The sequence below is a fragment of the Paenibacillus sp. FSL H7-0323 genome (genome assembly GCF_038002725.1).
Taxonomy (GTDB): Bacteria; Bacillota; Bacilli; order Paenibacillales; family Paenibacillaceae; genus Paenibacillus_AQ; species Paenibacillus_AQ odorifer.
In genome coordinates, this window is sequence record NZ_JBBODB010000001.1 from 4,766,521 (window position 1) to 4,785,758 (window position 19,238).

Below are 19,238 nucleotides of genomic sequence, written 5' to 3' on the forward strand. Positions count from 1 at the left end.
AGAAGCAAAAATACAAATTTGACAAACTGCCAATCCGCGTGGTATTATTAATGTATAAATAAGATGTAATAAATCTGTCTGAAATACGCAGATTAACAGTGGTCTTCTCATAATATCACGTTATTTCATTGCGCGCAAATTATATATTAAGAAGAACCGGCAGCTCATGCCGGTTCTTCTTTTTTATTCCTTTCTGCAAAGAGTAGCCGTTCTCCCTAAGTATCCATTTCCCTAGCAAAAGGGTTGCTGCCTTTTGTTTCTGGTCTGCCTAACGGACCGAGGTGACTTTATTTACTGATTTTCAGCCTTTAAAGCAGACTTTCGGACTCCAGTGCAGCTATTCTTTATCCTGAACTTCATTCTAGGCGTGTTTTAGGCTAATAGCGACTATGAGGTCCGTTAGTATTCCAAAAGTGCGATAATGCTGCTATTAGGGTCAACTGTGTCCGATAGCGGCTTCACCCGCGGATGAGCCCAATTAAACAGGGAGACCTAACAGCCATTTGATGACTGTTAGGTCTCCCTTATTCTGTAGCTTATTTGTTTGCCAAGAAAGCATCGATTTGAGTTTGTAGTTCGGTTTGGATTTTATCAATGCCCGCGGATTTCAGTTGCTTGTTCAGATCTTCAAGACCTTTGTCGATATCTTTGATTACGCCGTATTCGAGCGGAATCGCATAACGGAGCATTACGTTACCAACATTGGCAATTTCCGTTTTCACTTTGCTGTTATCAAATACAAAGGTTTCCAGCGCGTAGTGATAGACATTTGCTTCCCAGCCTTTAGCCAGATCGTTTGCTTCTTGCGGGAATGCTTCATTGTCACGGTTAAGTGGCGAGTTGAAGTTCCAGTTAGAGAAGCCAGTATAGTTCGGATTCTTTTCAAGGGCTTTATATTTGTCATCGCCAACCGCTTCGTAATGTACACCGCTAAGGCCGTACATCATCAGGTCGTGCAGTTCTTTATCATTTTGCATCAGATCGAGGAACATCAAGGAACGTTCCACATTTCTGGAAGTAGCGTGGATCGAAGTACCGTTTTGGGTGGAAATCGCCACTGATTTCTTCTTGCCTTGGTTGATGTCAGCCAATGCTACTTCATAAGGGGAATTCTCTTGGCGCATCAAAGCCATAAGTGCTCCAAGTGTTCCGTTGTTGTGCGTAATTGATGCTGTTTTGCCTGCTTTAAAATCGGCCTGATGATCATTTTTACTGTTTAGAACGTTTTTCGACCATGCATTGTTATCAGCGAGATCTTTGTAATATACGAGTAGATCTTTAAACTCTTGCGTTTCATATACGTTAAATACTTGCCCTTTTTCATCCGTCAATTTGAAAGCAAACGGAAGGTCGAGATCAAACATATTCCATTCGTTTTGTTGCTTCAGCAATACACGGTCCAAATTATGATATTTCCAGTCTCCTGTTTCCGGGGTGAACGGTGTAATTCCTTTTTCGTTTTGTGCTATGGTTTTCAAGTAAGTGGCATACGCTTCTGGGCTGTTGATCTCCGGAAGATTGTATTTCTTACGCAAATCCTCGCGGTACAAAATCAGTTTTTCAACGGATTCCCCTCTGTTTTGCGGAACCATATACAGTTTGCCGTTTACCTTAGCTTGATCCCAGCTCACATCAGACATAGCTGCTAAAGTCTGCGGCATATATTGGGTAAGCAGCTCATCGGTCAATTCCAGAAATCCGCCTTTCAGCGCCTGGTCATTGTAACCAGCCCAGTTTGCCGAATAGATGAGGTCAAAATCCTCATTAGCTGCCAGCTTCAGCGGATATTTTTGTGCCCAGTCCGACCAATCCAGAAACTCGCCCTCTACAGTAGCATTGATTTTTTCTTTCAGCTTTTTATTAATCTCAGCAAAAACGCTATCATAGTCTATCGGTTTAGGGCCAACAAAAATCATTTTCAGCTTCACTTCTTTAGAGGTATCAAGGGTGTCTGAGGTAGTTGCAGGTTCTGAGGTGTTCGTAGTGTCGCTTCCTCCCTCTGACGCATTATTTGTAGCCTGTGCAGACGTATTAGCATTGTTATTGCCACCACCACATGCACTTAGAATCATTACGAAGGTTAAAACGAGCGCTAGCATCATCAATCTATTTCTCTTCAGCATCTCAAGCCTTCCCCCTTGTGTTTAATTATATTGATAAACCGAGTTTCCCCGGGTTCATCCTTTCACAGCACCAATCGTCAAACCTTGTACAAAATACCTCTGCACGAATGGATAAGCCAGCAAAATCGGGCCAGTGGCCACAACTGTCATCGCCATTTTCAAGCTCTCGGTTGGGATCGATGTCGTTACGACTGCCCCTGCACCCATCATCGCTTTGCGCATGCCATCTATATTGCCTAGCATTTTATACAAATAATATTGGAGCGGCATCAAGTTTTCATTCGATACAAACAGCAATGCATTGTACCAGTCATTCCAGTAGGCCAGCGCTAGAAACAATCCAATGGTAGCTAACGCCGGCTTGGACAGCGGCAGGATTAGACGAGCATAGATCTTAAAGTCGCCTGCGCCGTCAATTTTTGCTGATTCTACAATTGCTTCCGGAATGCTGCCCATAAAAGACTTCATAACAATGATATAAAAGACATTGAGCATCATCGGAACCACTAAGGCCATCAGCGTATCCTTCATATGAAGGTAGTTGACCATAAGCAGATACCACGGAACCAAACCGCCGCTGAACAAAGTCGTAAAGAAAAAGAAGAATGAAAATTTATTGCGCCACTTAAAATCTTTTCGGGATAGCGCATAAGCAGTCATCGAAGTCAGAAACAAGCCAAGCACCGTGCCGAGTATAGTAACTCCTATTGTCACTATATAGGCTTGAATCATCTGTTCGGGATACTTAAACAAAATGCTGTAGGCCTCAGTTGAGAAGGCAGTCGGTATAAATTGATAACCATCCGTTAGGATTTTGGATTCTTCCGTAAAGGATGAAGATACGACAAGTATAAAAGGAAAAATACATAAAACTGAGAGAAAAATCAGGGATACATAACCAATACCTGAAAATATTTTACGATCAAGCTGCTTCATATCGTTACCTCCATTATGAAAGACTTAACTCCTGATACGATTAGAACAGAGCGCGGTCTTTGTCGTATTTACGGACAGCATAGTTCACTGACATGATCGTCGCGAAGCCAAGAACGGACTGGAAAACACCAGCTGCAGCTGACATGCCGATATCATTCGAAGTAATCAGTGACCTAAATACGAAAGTGTCGATAACGTCTGTCGAGGAGAACAACAAGCCGTTGTTGCCGATCATGTTATAGAACATCCCGAAATCACCACGGAAAATGTTCCCGACTGCCAGCAGCACCAGAATAATAATCGTTGGATACAAATTCGGAATGGTTACTTTCATAATTCGCTGAAAAATATTAGCCCCATCGATTTCGGCTGCTTCATACATTTCTGTATCTATCCCCGTAATCGCGGCCAAGTACATCACCGTTCCGTATCCGAGACTTTTCCATGCAGAAACTATAACCAGAATATACGGCCAATAGGAAGGTGTATTATAAATATCGACAGGCTGGAGTCCGATACCTCTGAGCAAAGCATTCACGGTGCCAATATCATAATTGAGCAGGTTATAAGCAATCGCTCCGACAACGACCCATGAGATAAAGTAAGGCAGGAACAACGCCGATTGTGTGATTTTGCGGAACCATTTACCACCGACCTCAAACAACATAATCGCTGCAAAAATTTGCAAACTGTTATTGACGACGATAAACGCAATGTTATATAGTGCTGTATTTCGTGTTACCCGCCAAGCATCACCTGATTCAAAGAAAAAGCGGAAGTTGTCGAGCCCGTTCCAGGCACTTCCAAAAATACCGCCCGCATAATCGTAATGCTTGAAGGCAATAATAATGCCCGCCATCGGGACATAGGCAAACAGAAGGAAAAAAGCAACCGCCGGAGCCAGCATCAGCAAGAGAACCCTATAATTCTTTAAATCGCTCCAAAATGTATGCCCTTTCATCTTTGCACCCCTCTCTTCTCTATATCTCTTATTATAAAAGGGCGAAGGCGCCTAGATAATTCAGCGAAACAACTAAACATAATACTAATTCAACGATTCGACAAAAAAAGGTTAGCCGGCAGACCAAAAACACCCGGCAGCGATTCTCCAATAACCGAAAAATCATCGCCGGGTTTTCATTTTCACCGCTTTTTTGTTAGATTTTATTTTTCTTCCGGTACTCTCCGGGCGACATGCCCATGCATTGCTTGAACTGTCTGTTGAAATAAATAATATTTTTATATCCGGCTTGTTCCGCAATCTCATACACTTTCTTAGTCGGATCTTCGAGCAGCTCACATACCCGTTTCATCCGTAATTCACTTAAAAAATCGCTGAATAAACTGTTGGTTTCAACCTTGAATAAATGACCGAGATAGTTAGGCGTAAAATCGAAATGGGCGGCCACTTCGTTCAGCGTTATTTTTTGATCTAATCTTTCTTTCACATATTCCGTGATTTCATCAATTAACTTCCGCTTTTGTCTTTGCCGTTTCAAATAAAGCAGCTCCGACAACTCAAAAAATCTTCTTCTCAGCCAAGAGAGAATATCATGCACCGTTTCAAACTGAAACAGCACAAAGGGATGATGTGAATCCCAATTCAAAATCTCGTATAGATGCTCGTTCATTTGCTGCAGATCGGCATGAAGCTTGGAGGTAATTCGAATAATGATATCGTAGATGTCATTTTTCTGGGAGAGCGGACTGTCCCCGGCAAACAGCTGCAGCAAACAATCATCAATGGTGGTAAGGTCGTAATCAAGCATCGCTTTAAGCATCCGGTCCACAATAACCTCTAAATCTGAGGCGATTTTTTCCTTCGGGCTCCATTCCGAGGCATCTTGGATGATTCTATTTTTCCCAACAATCCATTTAATACTTAAAGCAGCCTGAGCCTGCCGATAGGAATCATGCAGCTTACCCAGTTCTGTTGTGTACATCCCTCTTCCAATCGTAATTGAACAGGAAAACTCCTGATAGAATGACCGAATGAGCTCTTCCATCAAAGTGGTAAAATATTGTTCCTGAACCGCAGCAAGGATCACAAAATGATAGTCATAGGTTGTGATGACCATGCCTAAATTTTGATCTTGCGCGAACTTCCGGATAAACTGATTGGCTGTGCTGCTCCATAAACTCCGCTCTTCTTCCGTCCAAGTTTGGATTTTCCGTGCCATATCGTCGATCTCGACGATGGCAACCGCCGACGCGCCTTGTAAGTAAGACGTAAGAACGTTGTGAATATGCGTCTCTACCTGCCCCGGGGCAGTCTCATTAAACCAGCGCAGCAGCAGCTCCTGATTCACAAGCGTCAGTGTTTCCGATAAGGAAATATGCTGCTTCCTCTCCTTCTCAATCTTGGCGCAGAGTTCAGTCAGCGTCTTATTTAACTCGTCATCATCGACGGGTTTAAGCAAATAACCAGAGGCATTTAATTGAATGGCCTCTTTGGCATAGTTGAAATCCTGATGTCCGCTAATAAAAAGCAGATGGACCTCAGGGTTAATCTCCTTCGCTTTCCGGGCAAATTCCACGCCCGACATAATCGGCATGCGGATATCGGAGAGAATGATGTCAATGCGGTGCTGCTCCATCATTTTTAAAGCGGAAAAACCGCTAGTTGCCGTTCTCACGCTATGCAAAGGCAAATGATCACTGCCCGCCACCCGCCGTCTCAGCCATTCCAAATCGATCACTTCATCATCCACCAGCAGAACGTTGATCTCCATCGCCATACTATTTACTCCCCCATAACTTCCCGGATTTCCGCATTATCCACCGGTAAGATAATTTGAACGGTCGTTCCTGCCCCAAAGTAACTGCCGATATGAATGCCGAAATCATGGCCGTATCTCAGCTTGATTCGTTCCTCCACGTTTCTCAGTCCATAGCTGCTCGAATGGAATGAGCTTGAACGCATATTTCGCAGTGTCTCCGCCCGCATACCAATTCCGTTATCGATGACCTTGAGCTCGATGCGTTCACCCAGCCGTTTTCCGGTAATCCGGATCGCAATCGTCTCCCCAAACCAAGCATGCTTGAATATATTTTCTACAAATGGCTGCAAAATCAGCTTGATGATAGGAACCTGTAAAATATCAGGATCAATATCATAATAAACCTCAAACGCATCGGCATACTTTACCCTCTGAATTTCAAGGTACATCCTTACCTGCTCCAGCTCTTTTTCAAGAGAGATATAGACATGTCCTTCATTCAAGGTGAGGCGATAGAATTTAGAAAGACCTTGTACCATCTGTGTAACCTTCTCAACTTCGCCCAAATTGGCCAAGCTGCCAATGGTCGACAATGTATTGTACAAAAAATGCGGACTGATCTGAGCTTGAAGCACATCCAGTTCTGCTTGCTTTTTCTGAATCCCTTGCTCATAGACGTTCTGGATCAGGTCCTGGATACTAGTCGCCATCTGATTAAAACTATTAGCAATGTAGACAAATTCATCATTCCCGGCAAACCCAATTCTTTTATAAAAATTCCCTTCCTGAAAGGACCGGACCAAATATACGATCCGTTTAATTTTTTTGCCTGATATGCGGGCAACGAGGAAGCCGATCACCGCCATGACTAAAAAGCTGATCAAACAAACCGTGGTGATCACCTTCTGCATTCGGCTAGCATCTTTATTCAAATAGGCATGCGGCACCCGTACCTCGATAGCATAGTCAGACAACGGAATATCTTCACTAATGATCAGATAAGCGTCTTGCTTCGCATGTTCATCGACAATACCTTGTTCATAAAGCGTTAATCCACTAACCCGATCCACTAGACGAAGGTCTATGCCCTGTTCAATCGGAAAGGTATCGAAATTGCCAAAAAGCTCGTCAATTCTCGCCGTGACGCGAATATAACCAATAATCGATGGGCCTCCCTTAGAAGAAACCAGCTTGCGGAAATACGAAATATTGCTTAGTTCACTGTCGCTGTCCGCCTGAAGCCACAAGCTGTCTTTGTTATTGGCAACAATCGACTTGAACCATTCCTTATCTTCAATAACCTGATCAGAAAGAATATAATAATCGCTTCTACCGATAGGTACAGACATATCATCACCGGGGATTTCAAGCATCGTCTCATTTGCGGTATAGAGCACAAGTCTCAGATTGTTCCCATACAATTGCAGAGGGGCTTTCATATAAGGAACGATATCATCCCTCATTTTGAGCATGTTTTCCAATGCATCTCCCCTAAACTGCAGAGCATTCTGAAAATTCGTATTGAGAAACAGCGAGTTAGTCATTCGTTTGATTTCATCTGTCTGATATTCGATATTGTTCCTCGTCTGCTTCAAAGCTGTCCGGACATTCGTTTCCGCCATTTCCGTTCTGGACTCTACTAGCATCGTATAAGCTATATAACCCACCAATACATCTGTCAGCAATACTAGAATGAGGTACGGTATCATCATCTTATAGGTGAACGGAATATACTTTTTACTGAATAAAAACCTCTCCATACCCATGCTCCCTTGTATCCGAGTTAATGCTAACGTTGTTTTCATCCATTCTACAATGGAATGAAAGCGGTTACTAGATATTGTGTTTGGAAAATGGGCTTTAGAGCAACACCCTGTTTTCCAATATATTTTTCAGACTGATATGAGATTTTGAAGGTCCAAACTTTATAAGGTTGTCTTGGAATTCAGCTAACTCCTCAATCGACGCGGTTTGCACCTTTATGAGGTAATTATATTCTCCGCTAATCCGATATAAATCGGTAACTTCCATAGCATATTTGCAAAAATCCGTAATCTCTTGGCAATGTTCTGTTTTTAATAGAATAAACGTAGTTGTGCCCCGATCCAGATCTCGTAGATTAAAAGCTGTATGATACCCAGAAATGATATTCCTTTCCTCCAGCTTGATCATTCGTTCTTTAACAGAGGGTTGTGACATCGAAACCTCTTTACTGATTTGTGAAATGGACATTCGGGCATTGTACTGAAGTAATTGCATAATCTTTTTATCAATGTCATCCACAAGTTGTTCCATAGCAAGCGCCTCCTAAACTCATTTTATAAAATAAACTTATTCCACTAAAATACCTTAAATTTAATAACCATATTACTACAAAACACTTATCTTATATATATATCTCATATTTTAATACAACTATAATAAGTATATATTAAAGTTGGGAGCGATTATAAATGAGTGTAAAAGGCCTTGCACATGTAGCGATTCAAGCTAAAGACTATAAAGCAACTATTTCTTTCTATATTGACGTTTTAGGATTCAAGCTAGGTCATCATTGGAGTCTGCCATCCTTTCAGATCAAAGAAGCCTCCATGCTGATTTCGCCTGACCGCAGAACCTGTATTGAGATTTTTGATAATGATGCAGTCATCGCCGCTCAAGGAAAAAAAGCCTTGTCTGATGAAGATATAGCGCACGGAGCGTTATTACACCTTGCCTTCTATGTAGATAATGTAGAGGAGATGTATCAAAAAGCCCTTGCACATGGGGCAAAGGCTTTTATAGCACCGGACTCTCTGTCTCTGGGTGAACCGCCTCTTCTAATAAAAAACGCGATCATTCATAGTCCCAATGGAGAAGTTATCGAATTTCTTGAAGAGGTTGATTTTGATATGTCCAGCAAAGTTCATGTAGAATAAACGCTAGGGAGGGTTATGAATTATAAAACATACCATTCTCAGTAAAAAGTCGCTTTTCCTCTTAATTTTTTTGATATTTCTTATAGGAACCTACTTTTTATTCTTTGGACTTCCGTGGAAGTCTCTGGCTTTAAAAAAGCAATTTGAAGTCTATTTAGAAGATAAATATCAAATCGATTTCCAGCTGGGTAAGATGGACTTTGATTTTATACATCGCACTTATCTTTCTTATGCCCATCCAGCAAATGATCCCACTCTGATTTTTTATGTAGGTCAAGATATTGAAAGCAAGGAAATTCAGGATCTTTATCCATATGAAGTTAATAAACGAAATGCTGGGAGAAAGTAAGAGAATTGAATCCTGCTTCTAGCAGATGAAGAAGGAATGATAGTATTGATCGTGATTCAAGTCATCGCTTGGCTCATCGCCTTCGCAGCCTTGTTATCCATGGTGTCGATTGTGCTGGTGAGCTGGAGGAACGGGATATCGCCGATGCCTACGTCAAAATCTGTACGCTCGGCTGTTGCCGTTGAGGTGAATCGGATTCCGGGATATAGCAGCATTGTGGAGGCGGGATCGGGTTGGGGAACACTTGGCATGGATGTTATTCGCCAATGTCCAGGCAAAAGGCTGACAGGCATTGAAAATTCCAGTATTCCCTTGTGGACATCCCAGCTGCTTGCTAGGTTCGGCACACGTATGCTGCGAGCAGACGAAGGCCAGAATCTGCTCCACGGAAGGCTTCGTTATGTACGTGGGGATATCTATAGCAGCTCTTACGAGCATGCGGATATAGTTCTTTGTTACTTATTTCCCGGAGCGATGAAACGGCTGGGGGACAAGTTCAAGCGTGAGCTACTGCCGGGCGCAGTGGTCATTAGCATTTGTTTTGCCCTTCCAGGCATGCAGCCTGTCCGTACCATAACATGCACGGACACACTGCGTACCAAGGTATATGTATACACTTTTTAATTCAGGATTACCCCACTACTTCTCTTCTGATAAGGTGGTAATTCCTGAATTTATTTCAGTTTATCCACTTGAAGTCCCCCCCTTTCTATTAACCTCTCCATCTTTGCCAAAAACAATGAATTGCATGGATTTTATACTACTACCGAGGTAAGTGATTTGTGTAGGAGAATGAATTTTATCCTAAATATAACTTTTTGGATGTCTTCTCCATCTAATTATACAGAGGGCCCTCAAGGAGGAAAAATCATTTGCTGGAAAACGAACTGGATATCAAAAAAGCGCAGAAAGGCGACCACGAGGCGTTTACCCGTCTTTTCAGGCAACTGGAATCCCAGTTGTACAGATTAGCCAAAACCATTCTGCTAAAAGATGAAGATTGCGCGGATGCTCTTCAGGAAACAACACTGAAGGTGTATAAAGGGTTGGCCAACCTTAAACAGCCTAAGTTTTTTAAAACCTGGGTTATACGCATCCTGATTAATGAATGCAATCAGTTACTTCGTATGCGAGAACGAACTATAGCTGTGGCGGAAATTCCCGAGGAACCGGTCGTTTCCTATGTGCATTTTGAAGATTCAGGCAACGTAGACCTGCAAAGCTTCATTAATCAGTTGGACGAATCCCTGCGGCTTGCTATCGTGCTTTTTTATTATGACGATTTATCCATTAAGCAGATTGCAGATGTGCTCGACATCTCCGAGGGAGCGGTCAGGGCACGACTTCATCGCGCACGGAGATTGTTGTCCAAACAGATACATCCTGTGCGGGAGGAGGGTCTTGCTAATGAATAATAACAATTTAGAAAAGCAGATCAGGGAGCTAGGGAAAGCTAATATACAGGAGCTTCCTCCTTTACTACGATCACGGCAGGATTCGATTTATGCATCGCTGGCCACCATTGTCCAGGATCCTGTGGAAAAGGAAAAGAAAAAGCGGATATATCCAAAAATCACAGCTGCTGTGACTGCGGCGATATTGTTAAGTGTTATGCTAACGGCTATCTATCCGCCTACGTTGGCCAATGCGCTCAAGCAGCTTCCCTTGATAGGCGGTATTTTTGAACGGGCAGATGATATAGGGTTACAAGCGGCCCAGCGTCTGGGACTGACTTCCCGTCTAAACAGCAGTGATACCCATGAAGGGATCACCTTGTCTGCCGAAGAGGCTGTATTTGATGGCAGCCGGTTGGCATTCTCGGTGAAGCGTGAGGGAGAAAAACTGGAAGGTAAGCTAGCCGGAGTAACGATTGGAGCGGATGGGAAGCCTTTTTTAGCGAAAGGTGCAATAACCTCTGCAGAAGTATTGATCGACGGCGCTTCCCTGGAGCAATTTTCTGATGGTCTCTGGAAAGCTATGCCGTTTCTAAGCTGGATAGAAGGTGCGGAAAGCAACACAGCTATTTTTAGACTAGTGGATTCCTCGAATTCCGGAATCTCCAACAAACCTTTTCCTGATCGATTTGTATTGACCGTAACTCTTGGCTTAAACGGTATGGATGAACCGTTTGTTCTCCAAATTCCTGCGCGGAAGGCTACGATTAATAAAATTTCCACACCTGACATACGCGCACAAGTTGGAGGATGGAGTTTGATCCTGAAAAAGCTGGAATATAGTCCATTAACGACACGCCTGTCGCTCATGCTGGAACAGGATACAGACGAAGATCATACAGCATTGAGTTTAGTGGGCTTTGAAGTAAAGGATCAACAAGGACAGGTGCTGAAAGATATTTCACAGAAAGTCCTCTCGACTTCCAATAGGTCACTTAATGTCGATTTGCTTACTGAGCCATTTGAGAAACACCCTAATATGCTCACAATCCGTGGCTATCTTTATGAGTTTGAGAACCCACAAAGTAAGAATGGAGCATTTAAAACAGACAGTTCTGGAAACCCAGTGAAGCATTATATTGACGGTCTAGAGATAAACGTGCTAGTTAAATAAAAATTAAGGAGCTTGATAATATCATGAAAAAAATGACTAAGAAGATGTCTGTAATTTTAAGTGCTGCTGTATGCCTAGGAGCGTTGGGAATGCCAGCTTTAACCCAAGCATCCAGTGCCCAACCCGCTGTTGAAGCTTCCCTGAATACAACAAAAGTGGCCGATTCACACGATCAGCTTACTTTAAAGGGCAATGCGCAGTTTGATGGTAACTATATTAAGATCGACCTGAGCCGTGAGGGATCGCTATTTTCAGGAATGCTCGCAGGAGTAACTTTAAATGATAAAGGTGAGCCCTATCTTGCAGAAGGTACTATTGTGGGAATAGACGCTAAGCTCACTCAACCAGGAGGCATTGATTTAAAAACACCACGCTGGATCAGTGACGGTGATGCCAACAAGGCGGTTGTTGTATTGCAGACCGGATGGTTAACTGAGCAACAAAAGGCAAACCTGGCTTCCTCTGAATTGAGTATCCATGTGAAGCTTAACGGAATCGATGAACCGTATGTACTTAAATTTTCTCTCAAGCAAGCAGGATTAGTGCATAACATTCAGCTGCCTGCTATAAAGAAAGACAACCAATTTGAAATCAAAACCACCCGTGTTGCTGCGGGAGAGACTTCTGTGCGTATCGCTTTAGCGGTTAAAGGGGTTGCCACCCAAGCACAGGCTTTAGGATATGACATTTATGATAATCTGGGAAATGAATTAGAATTTATTGCAAGGGATTCTGTTGCAGCAACTCAAAATACGGTTTCTGAAGATTTATTGTTCGAAGCACCTAGCTCAGCGGCAGAATATCTGATTATCAGACCGTATCAAGCCGTATTTGAAAAAGGCAACACCGGGGCTTATAAAGTAGATGCCAAAGGCAATGTAGTTAAAAATTACAACAAGCAATTGGAGATCAAAATCCCTCTGAAGTAACTTTTAGCGCAGCAAATATAAACATATTTACTAGGAAAGGGGATTACCTCTCCGGCCGAAGGCTTGAGGTAATCCCCTTCTTTCAATGGAAAGAATGTTCCGTTTTACTGGTCATTTATAGCTAAAAAGCGGATAGTAGCTGTTGTCCCCTTACCTTCAGAACTACTATAATAAATTTCCCCGCCGTACTTTTCTACGATATTAAAGCAAATCATTAATCCTAAGCCTGTTCCATTACTTTTTAATGAATAAAAAGGAGTCCCTAGCGACTTAACCTCAGCTTCCGACATCCCGCTTCCTTCATCGATGATTGTTATCTCAATAAAATTATTGTTCCTATTCGCCATAATAGAGACAGATTTACCAACATCCGAAGCCTCTAAAGCATTTTTTATTATATTAATAAGCAGCTGCTTAAATTCAATTTTATTAATAGAGATCATGCAGTCTTCTTCTACATAGGTAACAATTTGATTATCAGATAACATTGCGTAGGAATGGAGCAATCCTGTGACACTCTCAATAACATCCTTCACATCTACTTTTTCTAGTTTTTGTTCTCCATTTGGCTTTGAAAGGGTTAGAAATTGCGAGATAATCTGTTCTACTGTGTTCAATTCATCAATCATTAATTTAAATTTTCTTTTCATAGGATCATCAAATGAAGGATCCTCATCAAAAAACTGCAAAAAACCTCTAACCACTGTCACTGGATTTCTAATTTCATGCGCAACGGCAGCTGTCAATTGTCCAACCATCTTTAAACGCTCAGATTGCTGTAATTGTTCATAATAAAGCTGCTGTTTTTTCATCCGTTTAAATGATATTTGAAAAATGAAAAATAATAACACTTGAACCGCTATTATATTAATGAAATTCCCTAGAATATCATAATGTAAATATGTATATAGATCCCCTCTATCAATCAAGAGGATATAGCCAAATGTAATTACCATCAGTATTCCATTTATAATGAAGGAAAAATAAAACAATTTTAAATCAAAAAATAGAATAGAGAGTGCAGGAATAAGACAAATGAGGATATAGGTAGTCCAAGTTTGAGGATATAAAAAGAATAGCGTATAAAAATACGCAAATCCAAATAGAATGATAATCTTTCTAAAAGTATGTGTCTCATGCTTAGGGTAAATCCATAAACAAACCGTTAGAAACGCCACACATAAAAAATGAATGATATAACCAAAATCAATTCCATCTAACTCTAGAGTAGATAGTATTAATCCAGACATCATAAGAACGATGATCATTAACATTAATATGTAATAGGTTTTTCGATTCACCCGACTGTAGAACTCTCTCATGAATTCACCACTTTTAAATTGATTGTCGAAATAAGAATTATATCAGCTGAAATAGTAATAAACAATAACTGAAAAAACCAGTAAACTCAATACCCCATTTAATTTCTGAAACTAGTAATTATTGCTATAATTAATGTATTCACTTTAGTTCTGATATCTAAAGCATTAGGATGGTGTACCCTATGGTATTTGCATTTTTATTTATATTCGCTATGTACGCGGCAACTAACTATTACATTGCGAGAAAGATTTTTAAATGGTTACAACATATATTTCCACATATAAACGGGATCATATATGGAGTCATCTACAGCTTATGTGCGTTATCAATCATTATTAATTTACTATTGTCTTCTTCAGCTATGACGACCAATTCAAATATTGTTAATTTTATTGGTCAATTCGGGGACTATTGGATGGGTATCTACTTCTATTTGTTCTTGCTTTTGATCCTTTCAGATGTAATCTTACTAATTAGTAAATGGATCAAGGTCCTCCCTTCTCCTATACCAGCACGTGTTATTTTTCATACAAGGTCCATAGTATTAATTCTAGTCATAGGATTGGTGTCCTATGGGATTTATAATGCAAATCATTTAAAAGAAGTCACCTATCCGCTCCAAATACATAAAAACACTTCATTAGATCAGTTAAATATCGTCCTGATCAGCGACTTACATTTAGGCTACGTAAATGATGTAAAGTTTATTGAAGACGTTGTTGATCGTATTAATGGACTACAGCCGGATATAGTGTTGATGACAGGAGATATATTTAATGGTAACTACTATGCGCTCTCTAACCCTTCCAAAGGAATAGAGTTATTAAGTACTATTCAGTCAACCTATGGAGTTTATGCTTGTTTAGGTAACCATGATGCAGGACGCTCATACGATGAGATCGTGAACTTTATAGATAAGAGTAATATCAAACTTCTAAATGATGAGCATGTCGTTATTGATAATCAATTCGTTGTTGTTGGCAGAAGGGATTCATCACCGATTGGTAATCAAGGGAACCCTCGAGCAATTACTTCAGAAGTGATGAGTGACATTGATACAAATATGCCCGTTATCGTAATGGATCATCAACCAACCAATAGGATTGAATACGCAGATGACGTTGATTTGATACTTAGCGGACATACGCATCAAGGACAAGTATTCCCTGCAAATCTGATCACCAATGCTATGTTTACAGTAGATTATGGCCACTATCAGAAGAATCCTAACAGCCCTCACGTCATCGTTACATCTGGTGCAGGGACTTGGGGACCGCCATTACGAATTGGCACGAATAGTGAGATAGCACAAATCAAAGTTGATTTTAAATAGACGATAATTTTAGACTGATTAAAAAACATGGAAGAATATCCCGATAGCATACACAAGTTCGAAAAAGAGCATCGACCACATTAATGAGAAAATCCACCACCGTATGCGGTGGTGGATTTCTATGTCTGCCTATCCAACTGTAATATCAGCAAGCACCCTCATCGACTAATCATGCCGGATCTCCGTGTTAGTCCGAATACCTTCGAGACGTGCTCTTGGATCAGGCGTTATTCTTTCCCTCTTTCTTCTATTTATCGAATACAAAACAAATAATAATATAAACCATAAAGGCGTCAACAATAAGGCCGGACGAGTTTCATCAGCAAATAGCATAATTATGAGTATGATTGCAAACAAAGCTAGAACAACATAATTCACAAAGGGTGTAAACGGTGCTTTGAATTTTGATTTGGCCTGCAATTCCGGCTTCGTCTTTTTATATCGCAAATGGCAAATTAGAACGACGCCCCAAACCCAGATGAAACAAATGGCACTAATTGTTGTCACGATGCCAAAAGCCGTCTCCGGAATCAGCTTACTCAACAAAGCGCCTACAGATAAGACAAGCGTGGATATGAATAAAGCATTACTTGGTACATGATTTTTATTAAGCTTTGCAAAGTTGGCTGGAGCCTGGTCATTTCTGCTTAGATTGTATAGAATCCGGCTTGTTGAGAACATCCCGCTATTACAAGCGGACGCAGCTGAAGTTAATACAACGAAGTTAATAACCCCCGCGGCAATCGGAATCCCCACTAAACTAAATGTTTTAACAAAAGGACTTTCTGCCGGGTTTAGTTCTGTCCAAGCGTTGATGCATAATAAGGCAATAATAGCACCCACGTAGAAAAATAGAATTCGTAAAGGTATTTTATTAATCGCCGATGGGATAGTTTTTTCTGGATTGGAGGTCTCTGCTGCCGATACGCCTACCAATTCCACACCCACAAAAGCAAACACAACCATTTGAAATGAAAGCAGGAACCCTGAAATCCCGTTTGGAAATACTCCCCCATGTGCCCAAATATTACTGAGCGCAACCGTTCCGGTAGTTGTTTTGAATCCAATCACCAGTAAGACTACCCCGATAGCAATCAATGCGAGAATAGTGATTACCTTAATTAAAGCAAACCAAAATTCCAATTCGCCAAAGCTTTTTACCGTTAATAAATTGAGCCCTAATAAAATAATCAAACAAATGACTGCGGGTATCCATTGCGGGATATCAAACCAATATTGTACATAGACCCCAACAGCTATAATATCGGCCATAGCCGTCATGATCCAACAAAACCAATAGGTCCATCCAGTTACAAACGCCGCCCGCGGTCCAAGATAGTCTTCGGCAATGTCTGTAAAAGATTGATAACCTGCTTTAGACAACAGAAGTTCTCCTAATGCCCTCATCACAAAAAAAATAGCGATACCCACGATTAAATAAGCAAAAATGATGGATGGTCCTGCCAGCTGTATAGCTTTACCTGATCCTAAAAATAATCCGGTACCGATGGTTCCACCAATCGCAATGAGCTGAACATGCCGATTCTCTAAATCTCTCTTTAATTCTTGTGCTGCCATTTCAAACTCCCCCTTATGTGAAAAAATGTACAAGTAAAAATGATAACAAAAAAGAGATTGGATACGCTCCAATCTCTTAGGTCTAAGAATAATAAATAAAATACATTCCTTTATTCTGACGATGATCAGAATAACAAATGAATTATCTAGTACTCTTCTGTCCTTTTGCCTGAGATTGTGAACCCTTCGGCGCCGGGGGAATCCCCCACGGTCTCTCCAGAAGCTGCTCCTGCTATAGTGTGATCCATAGCAATCATAGCTTGCGAATTATTTAATTGTTATGCCGCTAACTTCATTTTTAATATTTTTCAATACTAATCATTGTCAAATATTTTGTCAATAACATTAATTACCGCTGGATTTAAACACATAATACGGATTTTTAATAAAAATGCGAGAAATTAATAGCCTAAACGAGGGTAAAATGCTCGTTTTTAAAAGCTTCTCCTCTAATTGCGATTTACTTTAAGACCCAAAAGATTACTATTTGGAGTACGTATTTCATTTAGCTTTTGAAAGCGTTTTATTAGAGGAGTACAGGTAGCTTGTTATGCATGGCAACTAAGTGAGGGGGAATTTATTTGAGACAAAAAACAAGCAATAGGTTTATGAGCGCACTCAAAAAAGACGGGCTTCTTTATATGATGGCACTGCCCGGCATATTAGCGCTGTTGGCCTTTTCCTACTTGCCAATGGCAGGGTCGATTTTAGTGTTTAAGGAATATCGCTTTGACGGAGGTATTTTTAACAGCCCATGGGCAGATCCCATCTTTAAAAACTTTCAATTTTTCTTTAACAATTTTGATACTGCAATGCGGGCGACATTTAATACGATAATGTTCAATATTTTATTTTTTGTATTTGGCACCATCTTCGCGGTAGCGATTGCTATTATGCTCAATGAAATTTCTAGTCGCCGATTCGTCAAAGTTAATCAAAGCATTATGTTTTTTCCGTTTTTTATGTCTTGGATGGTTATTGGCTCCATTCTAAATGCAATTTTGAATAATGAAACAGGCTTTCTAAATCAGATTATTAAAAGCATCACCGGTTCAACTTATGATTTTTATGCTACGCCGTGGATTTGGATTCCGATTCTGGTCATTGTGGTGATTTGGCAAAGTACAGGTTATAACTCCATTATTTATTTTGGTGTGTTGACTGGCTTTGATTCCTCCATGTATGAAGCCGCCGAGGTAGATGGCGCCAGTAAACTTCAGCAAATTTTTAAAATTACAATTCCTATGCTTAAACCGACCATCATTATTTTGTTTCTATTATCGGTCGGCAATATGCTGCGCGGTAACCTAAATATGATTATCGGCTTGACGAATATGAACCCGATTTTGTTACCCTTCACGGATCTGATCGATGTATTTGTTTATCGCAGCGGCGTAAGAAATGGTGAGATGGCGTTTGCGTCGGCGATTTCGTTATATCAATCTGTTTTTGGCTTCTTCCTTGTTATTATCGCTAACAAGATTACAAGCTGGTACGACAAAGATTCCACATTATTTTAAGGGGGTGTCTATTTGAAACGATCAAATGCTGATAAGTTAACTAATATAGCCTTTTATGTCTGCTCAGCAATATTTGCACTATTCTGCTTGTTCCCGATTGTTTTAGCGATTTCCGGTTCACTGTCTGATGAAATGGCGATCACTATGCAAGGTTTTTCGATTATTCCACGTCATTTCTCATTGGATACTTACCGTTATGTATTTTCCAATCTTGATTTTATGATCTTAAAAGCCTACAAGATAACATTGTTTACGACAATATTTGGCACACTACTATCGGTGTCGATAACAGCATGCTTTGCCTACGTCATTTCCGTAAAAGATTTTAAGCACCGTAATAAACTGGCGTTCTTCGCTTACTTTACTCTGCTGTTTAACAGCGGTATGTTGCCGTGGTATTTAGTGACCACACAATTTTTCGGCCTGAAGGATTCGTTGGCAGCATTGATTTTGCCTTATTCAATAAATGTATTCAATATGTATCTGCTACGTAATTTCTTCAAGTCCATCCCACATGAATTGCTGGAAAGTGCACAAATTGACGGCGCTGGTCATGGGCGGATTTTTATGCAAATGATGCTGCCGTTAGCCAAACCGGGGCTTGTTACGATCTCATTATTTTATGCACTGCAATATTGGAATGACTTCTATTTACCATTAATGCTCAATAATAATCCCGAGCTATATACGATGCAATACATCTTGTACAAAATGATGGCCAATATTCAATACCTTGCAGCCAATCCAAGTGGCACCATGGCAGGCCATGTTATTCTGCCCTCGCAAACGATTAAGATGGCAATTACCTGTATTGCGATTGGTCCGATTATCTTGCTGTATCCCTTTGTACAAAAGTACTTTGTTAAGGGCGTTACTGTTGGCGCTGTAAAAGGATAATAAGAAAAAACAATAGTAGTTAGGCCTATTTGAATTTTAGTAGG

At 40.7% G+C, this 19,238-nt stretch carries 16 protein-coding genes and 1 riboswitch; of the genes, 8 read left to right on the plus strand and 8 right to left on the minus strand.

From position 1 onward, the window contains the following. Positions 1 to 536 precede the first annotated feature (536 nt). From MHH89_RS21540 to MHH89_RS21565, 6 genes are all read right to left on the minus strand, one after another. The gene (locus MHH89_RS21540) at positions 537 to 2,123 is read right to left on the minus strand and encodes an ABC transporter substrate-binding protein (RefSeq protein ID WP_076276301.1); all 1,587 of its coding nucleotides are present in this window, start codon (positions 2,121 to 2,123) and stop codon (positions 537 to 539) included. A 54-nt stretch (positions 2,124 to 2,177) separates the two neighbouring features. After that, entirely contained in the window at positions 2,178 to 3,059 is an 882-nt protein-coding gene (locus MHH89_RS21545) for a carbohydrate ABC transporter permease (protein ID WP_341088078.1), read from the minus strand. 40 nt (positions 3,060 to 3,099) lie between these two features. Next, a complete protein-coding gene (locus MHH89_RS21550) occupies positions 3,100 to 4,020 on the minus strand; it encodes an ABC transporter permease (protein WP_036682339.1) in 921 nt (306 codons plus the stop codon). A gap of 196 nt (positions 4,021 to 4,216) precedes the next feature. Then, complete coding sequence (locus MHH89_RS21555; protein ID WP_305953987.1) at positions 4,217 to 5,797, minus strand: response regulator; 1,581 nt, start codon at positions 5,795 to 5,797, stop codon at positions 4,217 to 4,219. Between the two features lie 5 nt (positions 5,798 to 5,802). Beyond that, the gene (locus MHH89_RS21560) at positions 5,803 to 7,539 is read right to left on the minus strand and encodes a sensor histidine kinase (RefSeq protein WP_076191558.1); all 1,737 of its coding nucleotides are present in this window, start codon (positions 7,537 to 7,539) and stop codon (positions 5,803 to 5,805) included. 100 nt (positions 7,540 to 7,639) lie between these two features. Next, the gene (locus MHH89_RS21565; RefSeq protein WP_076191556.1) at positions 7,640 to 8,074 is read right to left on the minus strand and encodes an Lrp/AsnC family transcriptional regulator; all 435 of its coding nucleotides are present in this window, start codon (positions 8,072 to 8,074) and stop codon (positions 7,640 to 7,642) included. Between the two features lie 158 nt (positions 8,075 to 8,232). On the opposite strand from MHH89_RS21565, the gene MHH89_RS21570 reads away from it, so the two are divergent. The 5 genes from MHH89_RS21570 (at position 8,233) to MHH89_RS21590 (ending at position 12,543) form a co-directional block, all read left to right on the plus strand. Then, on the plus strand, positions 8,233 to 8,697 hold the full coding sequence (locus MHH89_RS21570) for a VOC family protein (RefSeq protein WP_036682343.1): 465 nt from the start codon (positions 8,233 to 8,235) through the stop codon (positions 8,695 to 8,697). 385 nt (positions 8,698 to 9,082) lie between these two features. Further along, positions 9,083 to 9,670 carry a class I SAM-dependent methyltransferase gene (locus tag MHH89_RS21575; RefSeq protein WP_076191549.1) on the plus strand — a complete coding sequence of 196 codons (588 nt, stop codon included), beginning with the start codon at positions 9,083 to 9,085 and terminating at the stop codon, positions 9,668 to 9,670. 248 nt (positions 9,671 to 9,918) lie between these two features. Continuing rightward, entirely contained in the window at positions 9,919 to 10,461 is a 543-nt protein-coding gene (locus MHH89_RS21580; RefSeq protein WP_232061486.1) for a sigma-70 family RNA polymerase sigma factor, read from the plus strand. Continuing rightward, positions 10,454 to 11,614 (plus strand): DUF4179 domain-containing protein, encoded by a 1,161-nt coding sequence (locus MHH89_RS21585; protein ID WP_076124235.1) that lies wholly within the window; start codon positions 10,454 to 10,456, stop codon positions 11,612 to 11,614. The genes MHH89_RS21580 and MHH89_RS21585 overlap by 8 nt, the downstream gene beginning before the upstream one ends. A gap of 23 nt (positions 11,615 to 11,637) precedes the next feature. Beyond that, positions 11,638 to 12,543 carry a DUF5643 domain-containing protein gene (locus MHH89_RS21590; protein ID WP_076278231.1) on the plus strand — a complete coding sequence of 302 codons (906 nt, stop codon included), beginning with the start codon at positions 11,638 to 11,640 and terminating at the stop codon, positions 12,541 to 12,543. 104 nt (positions 12,544 to 12,647) lie between these two features. On the opposite strand, the gene MHH89_RS21595 is transcribed toward MHH89_RS21590, so the two are convergent. Next, positions 12,648 to 13,865 carry a HAMP domain-containing sensor histidine kinase gene (locus MHH89_RS21595; protein WP_341088080.1) on the minus strand — a complete coding sequence of 406 codons (1,218 nt, stop codon included), beginning with the start codon at positions 13,863 to 13,865 and terminating at the stop codon, positions 12,648 to 12,650. A gap of 182 nt (positions 13,866 to 14,047) precedes the next feature. Between MHH89_RS21595 and MHH89_RS21600 the strand changes: the two genes are divergently transcribed. Beyond that, positions 14,048 to 15,199 carry a metallophosphoesterase gene (locus tag MHH89_RS21600; RefSeq protein ID WP_341088082.1) on the plus strand — a complete coding sequence of 384 codons (1,152 nt, stop codon included), beginning with the start codon at positions 14,048 to 14,050 and terminating at the stop codon, positions 15,197 to 15,199. Positions 15,200 to 15,364: 165 nt separating this feature from the next. On the opposite strand, the gene MHH89_RS21605 is transcribed toward MHH89_RS21600, so the two are convergent. Beyond that, the gene (locus MHH89_RS21605) at positions 15,365 to 16,777 is read right to left on the minus strand and encodes an amino acid permease (protein WP_076191542.1); all 1,413 of its coding nucleotides are present in this window, start codon (positions 16,775 to 16,777) and stop codon (positions 15,365 to 15,367) included. Between the two features lie 147 nt (positions 16,778 to 16,924). Continuing rightward, a riboswitch (glycine riboswitch) is annotated at positions 16,925 to 17,007 on the minus strand. 351 nt (positions 17,008 to 17,358) lie between these two features. Between MHH89_RS21605 and MHH89_RS21610 the strand changes: the two genes are divergently transcribed. Then, a complete protein-coding gene (locus MHH89_RS21610; protein ID WP_139331004.1) occupies positions 17,359 to 18,297 on the plus strand; it encodes an ABC transporter permease subunit in 939 nt (312 codons plus the stop codon). A gap of 12 nt (positions 18,298 to 18,309) precedes the next feature. Further along, positions 18,310 to 19,194: a carbohydrate ABC transporter permease gene (locus tag MHH89_RS21615; RefSeq protein WP_076278228.1), complete on the plus strand. Its 885-nt coding sequence runs from the start codon at positions 18,310 to 18,312 to the stop codon at positions 19,192 to 19,194. The last annotated feature ends 44 nt before the right edge of the window (positions 19,195 to 19,238 follow it).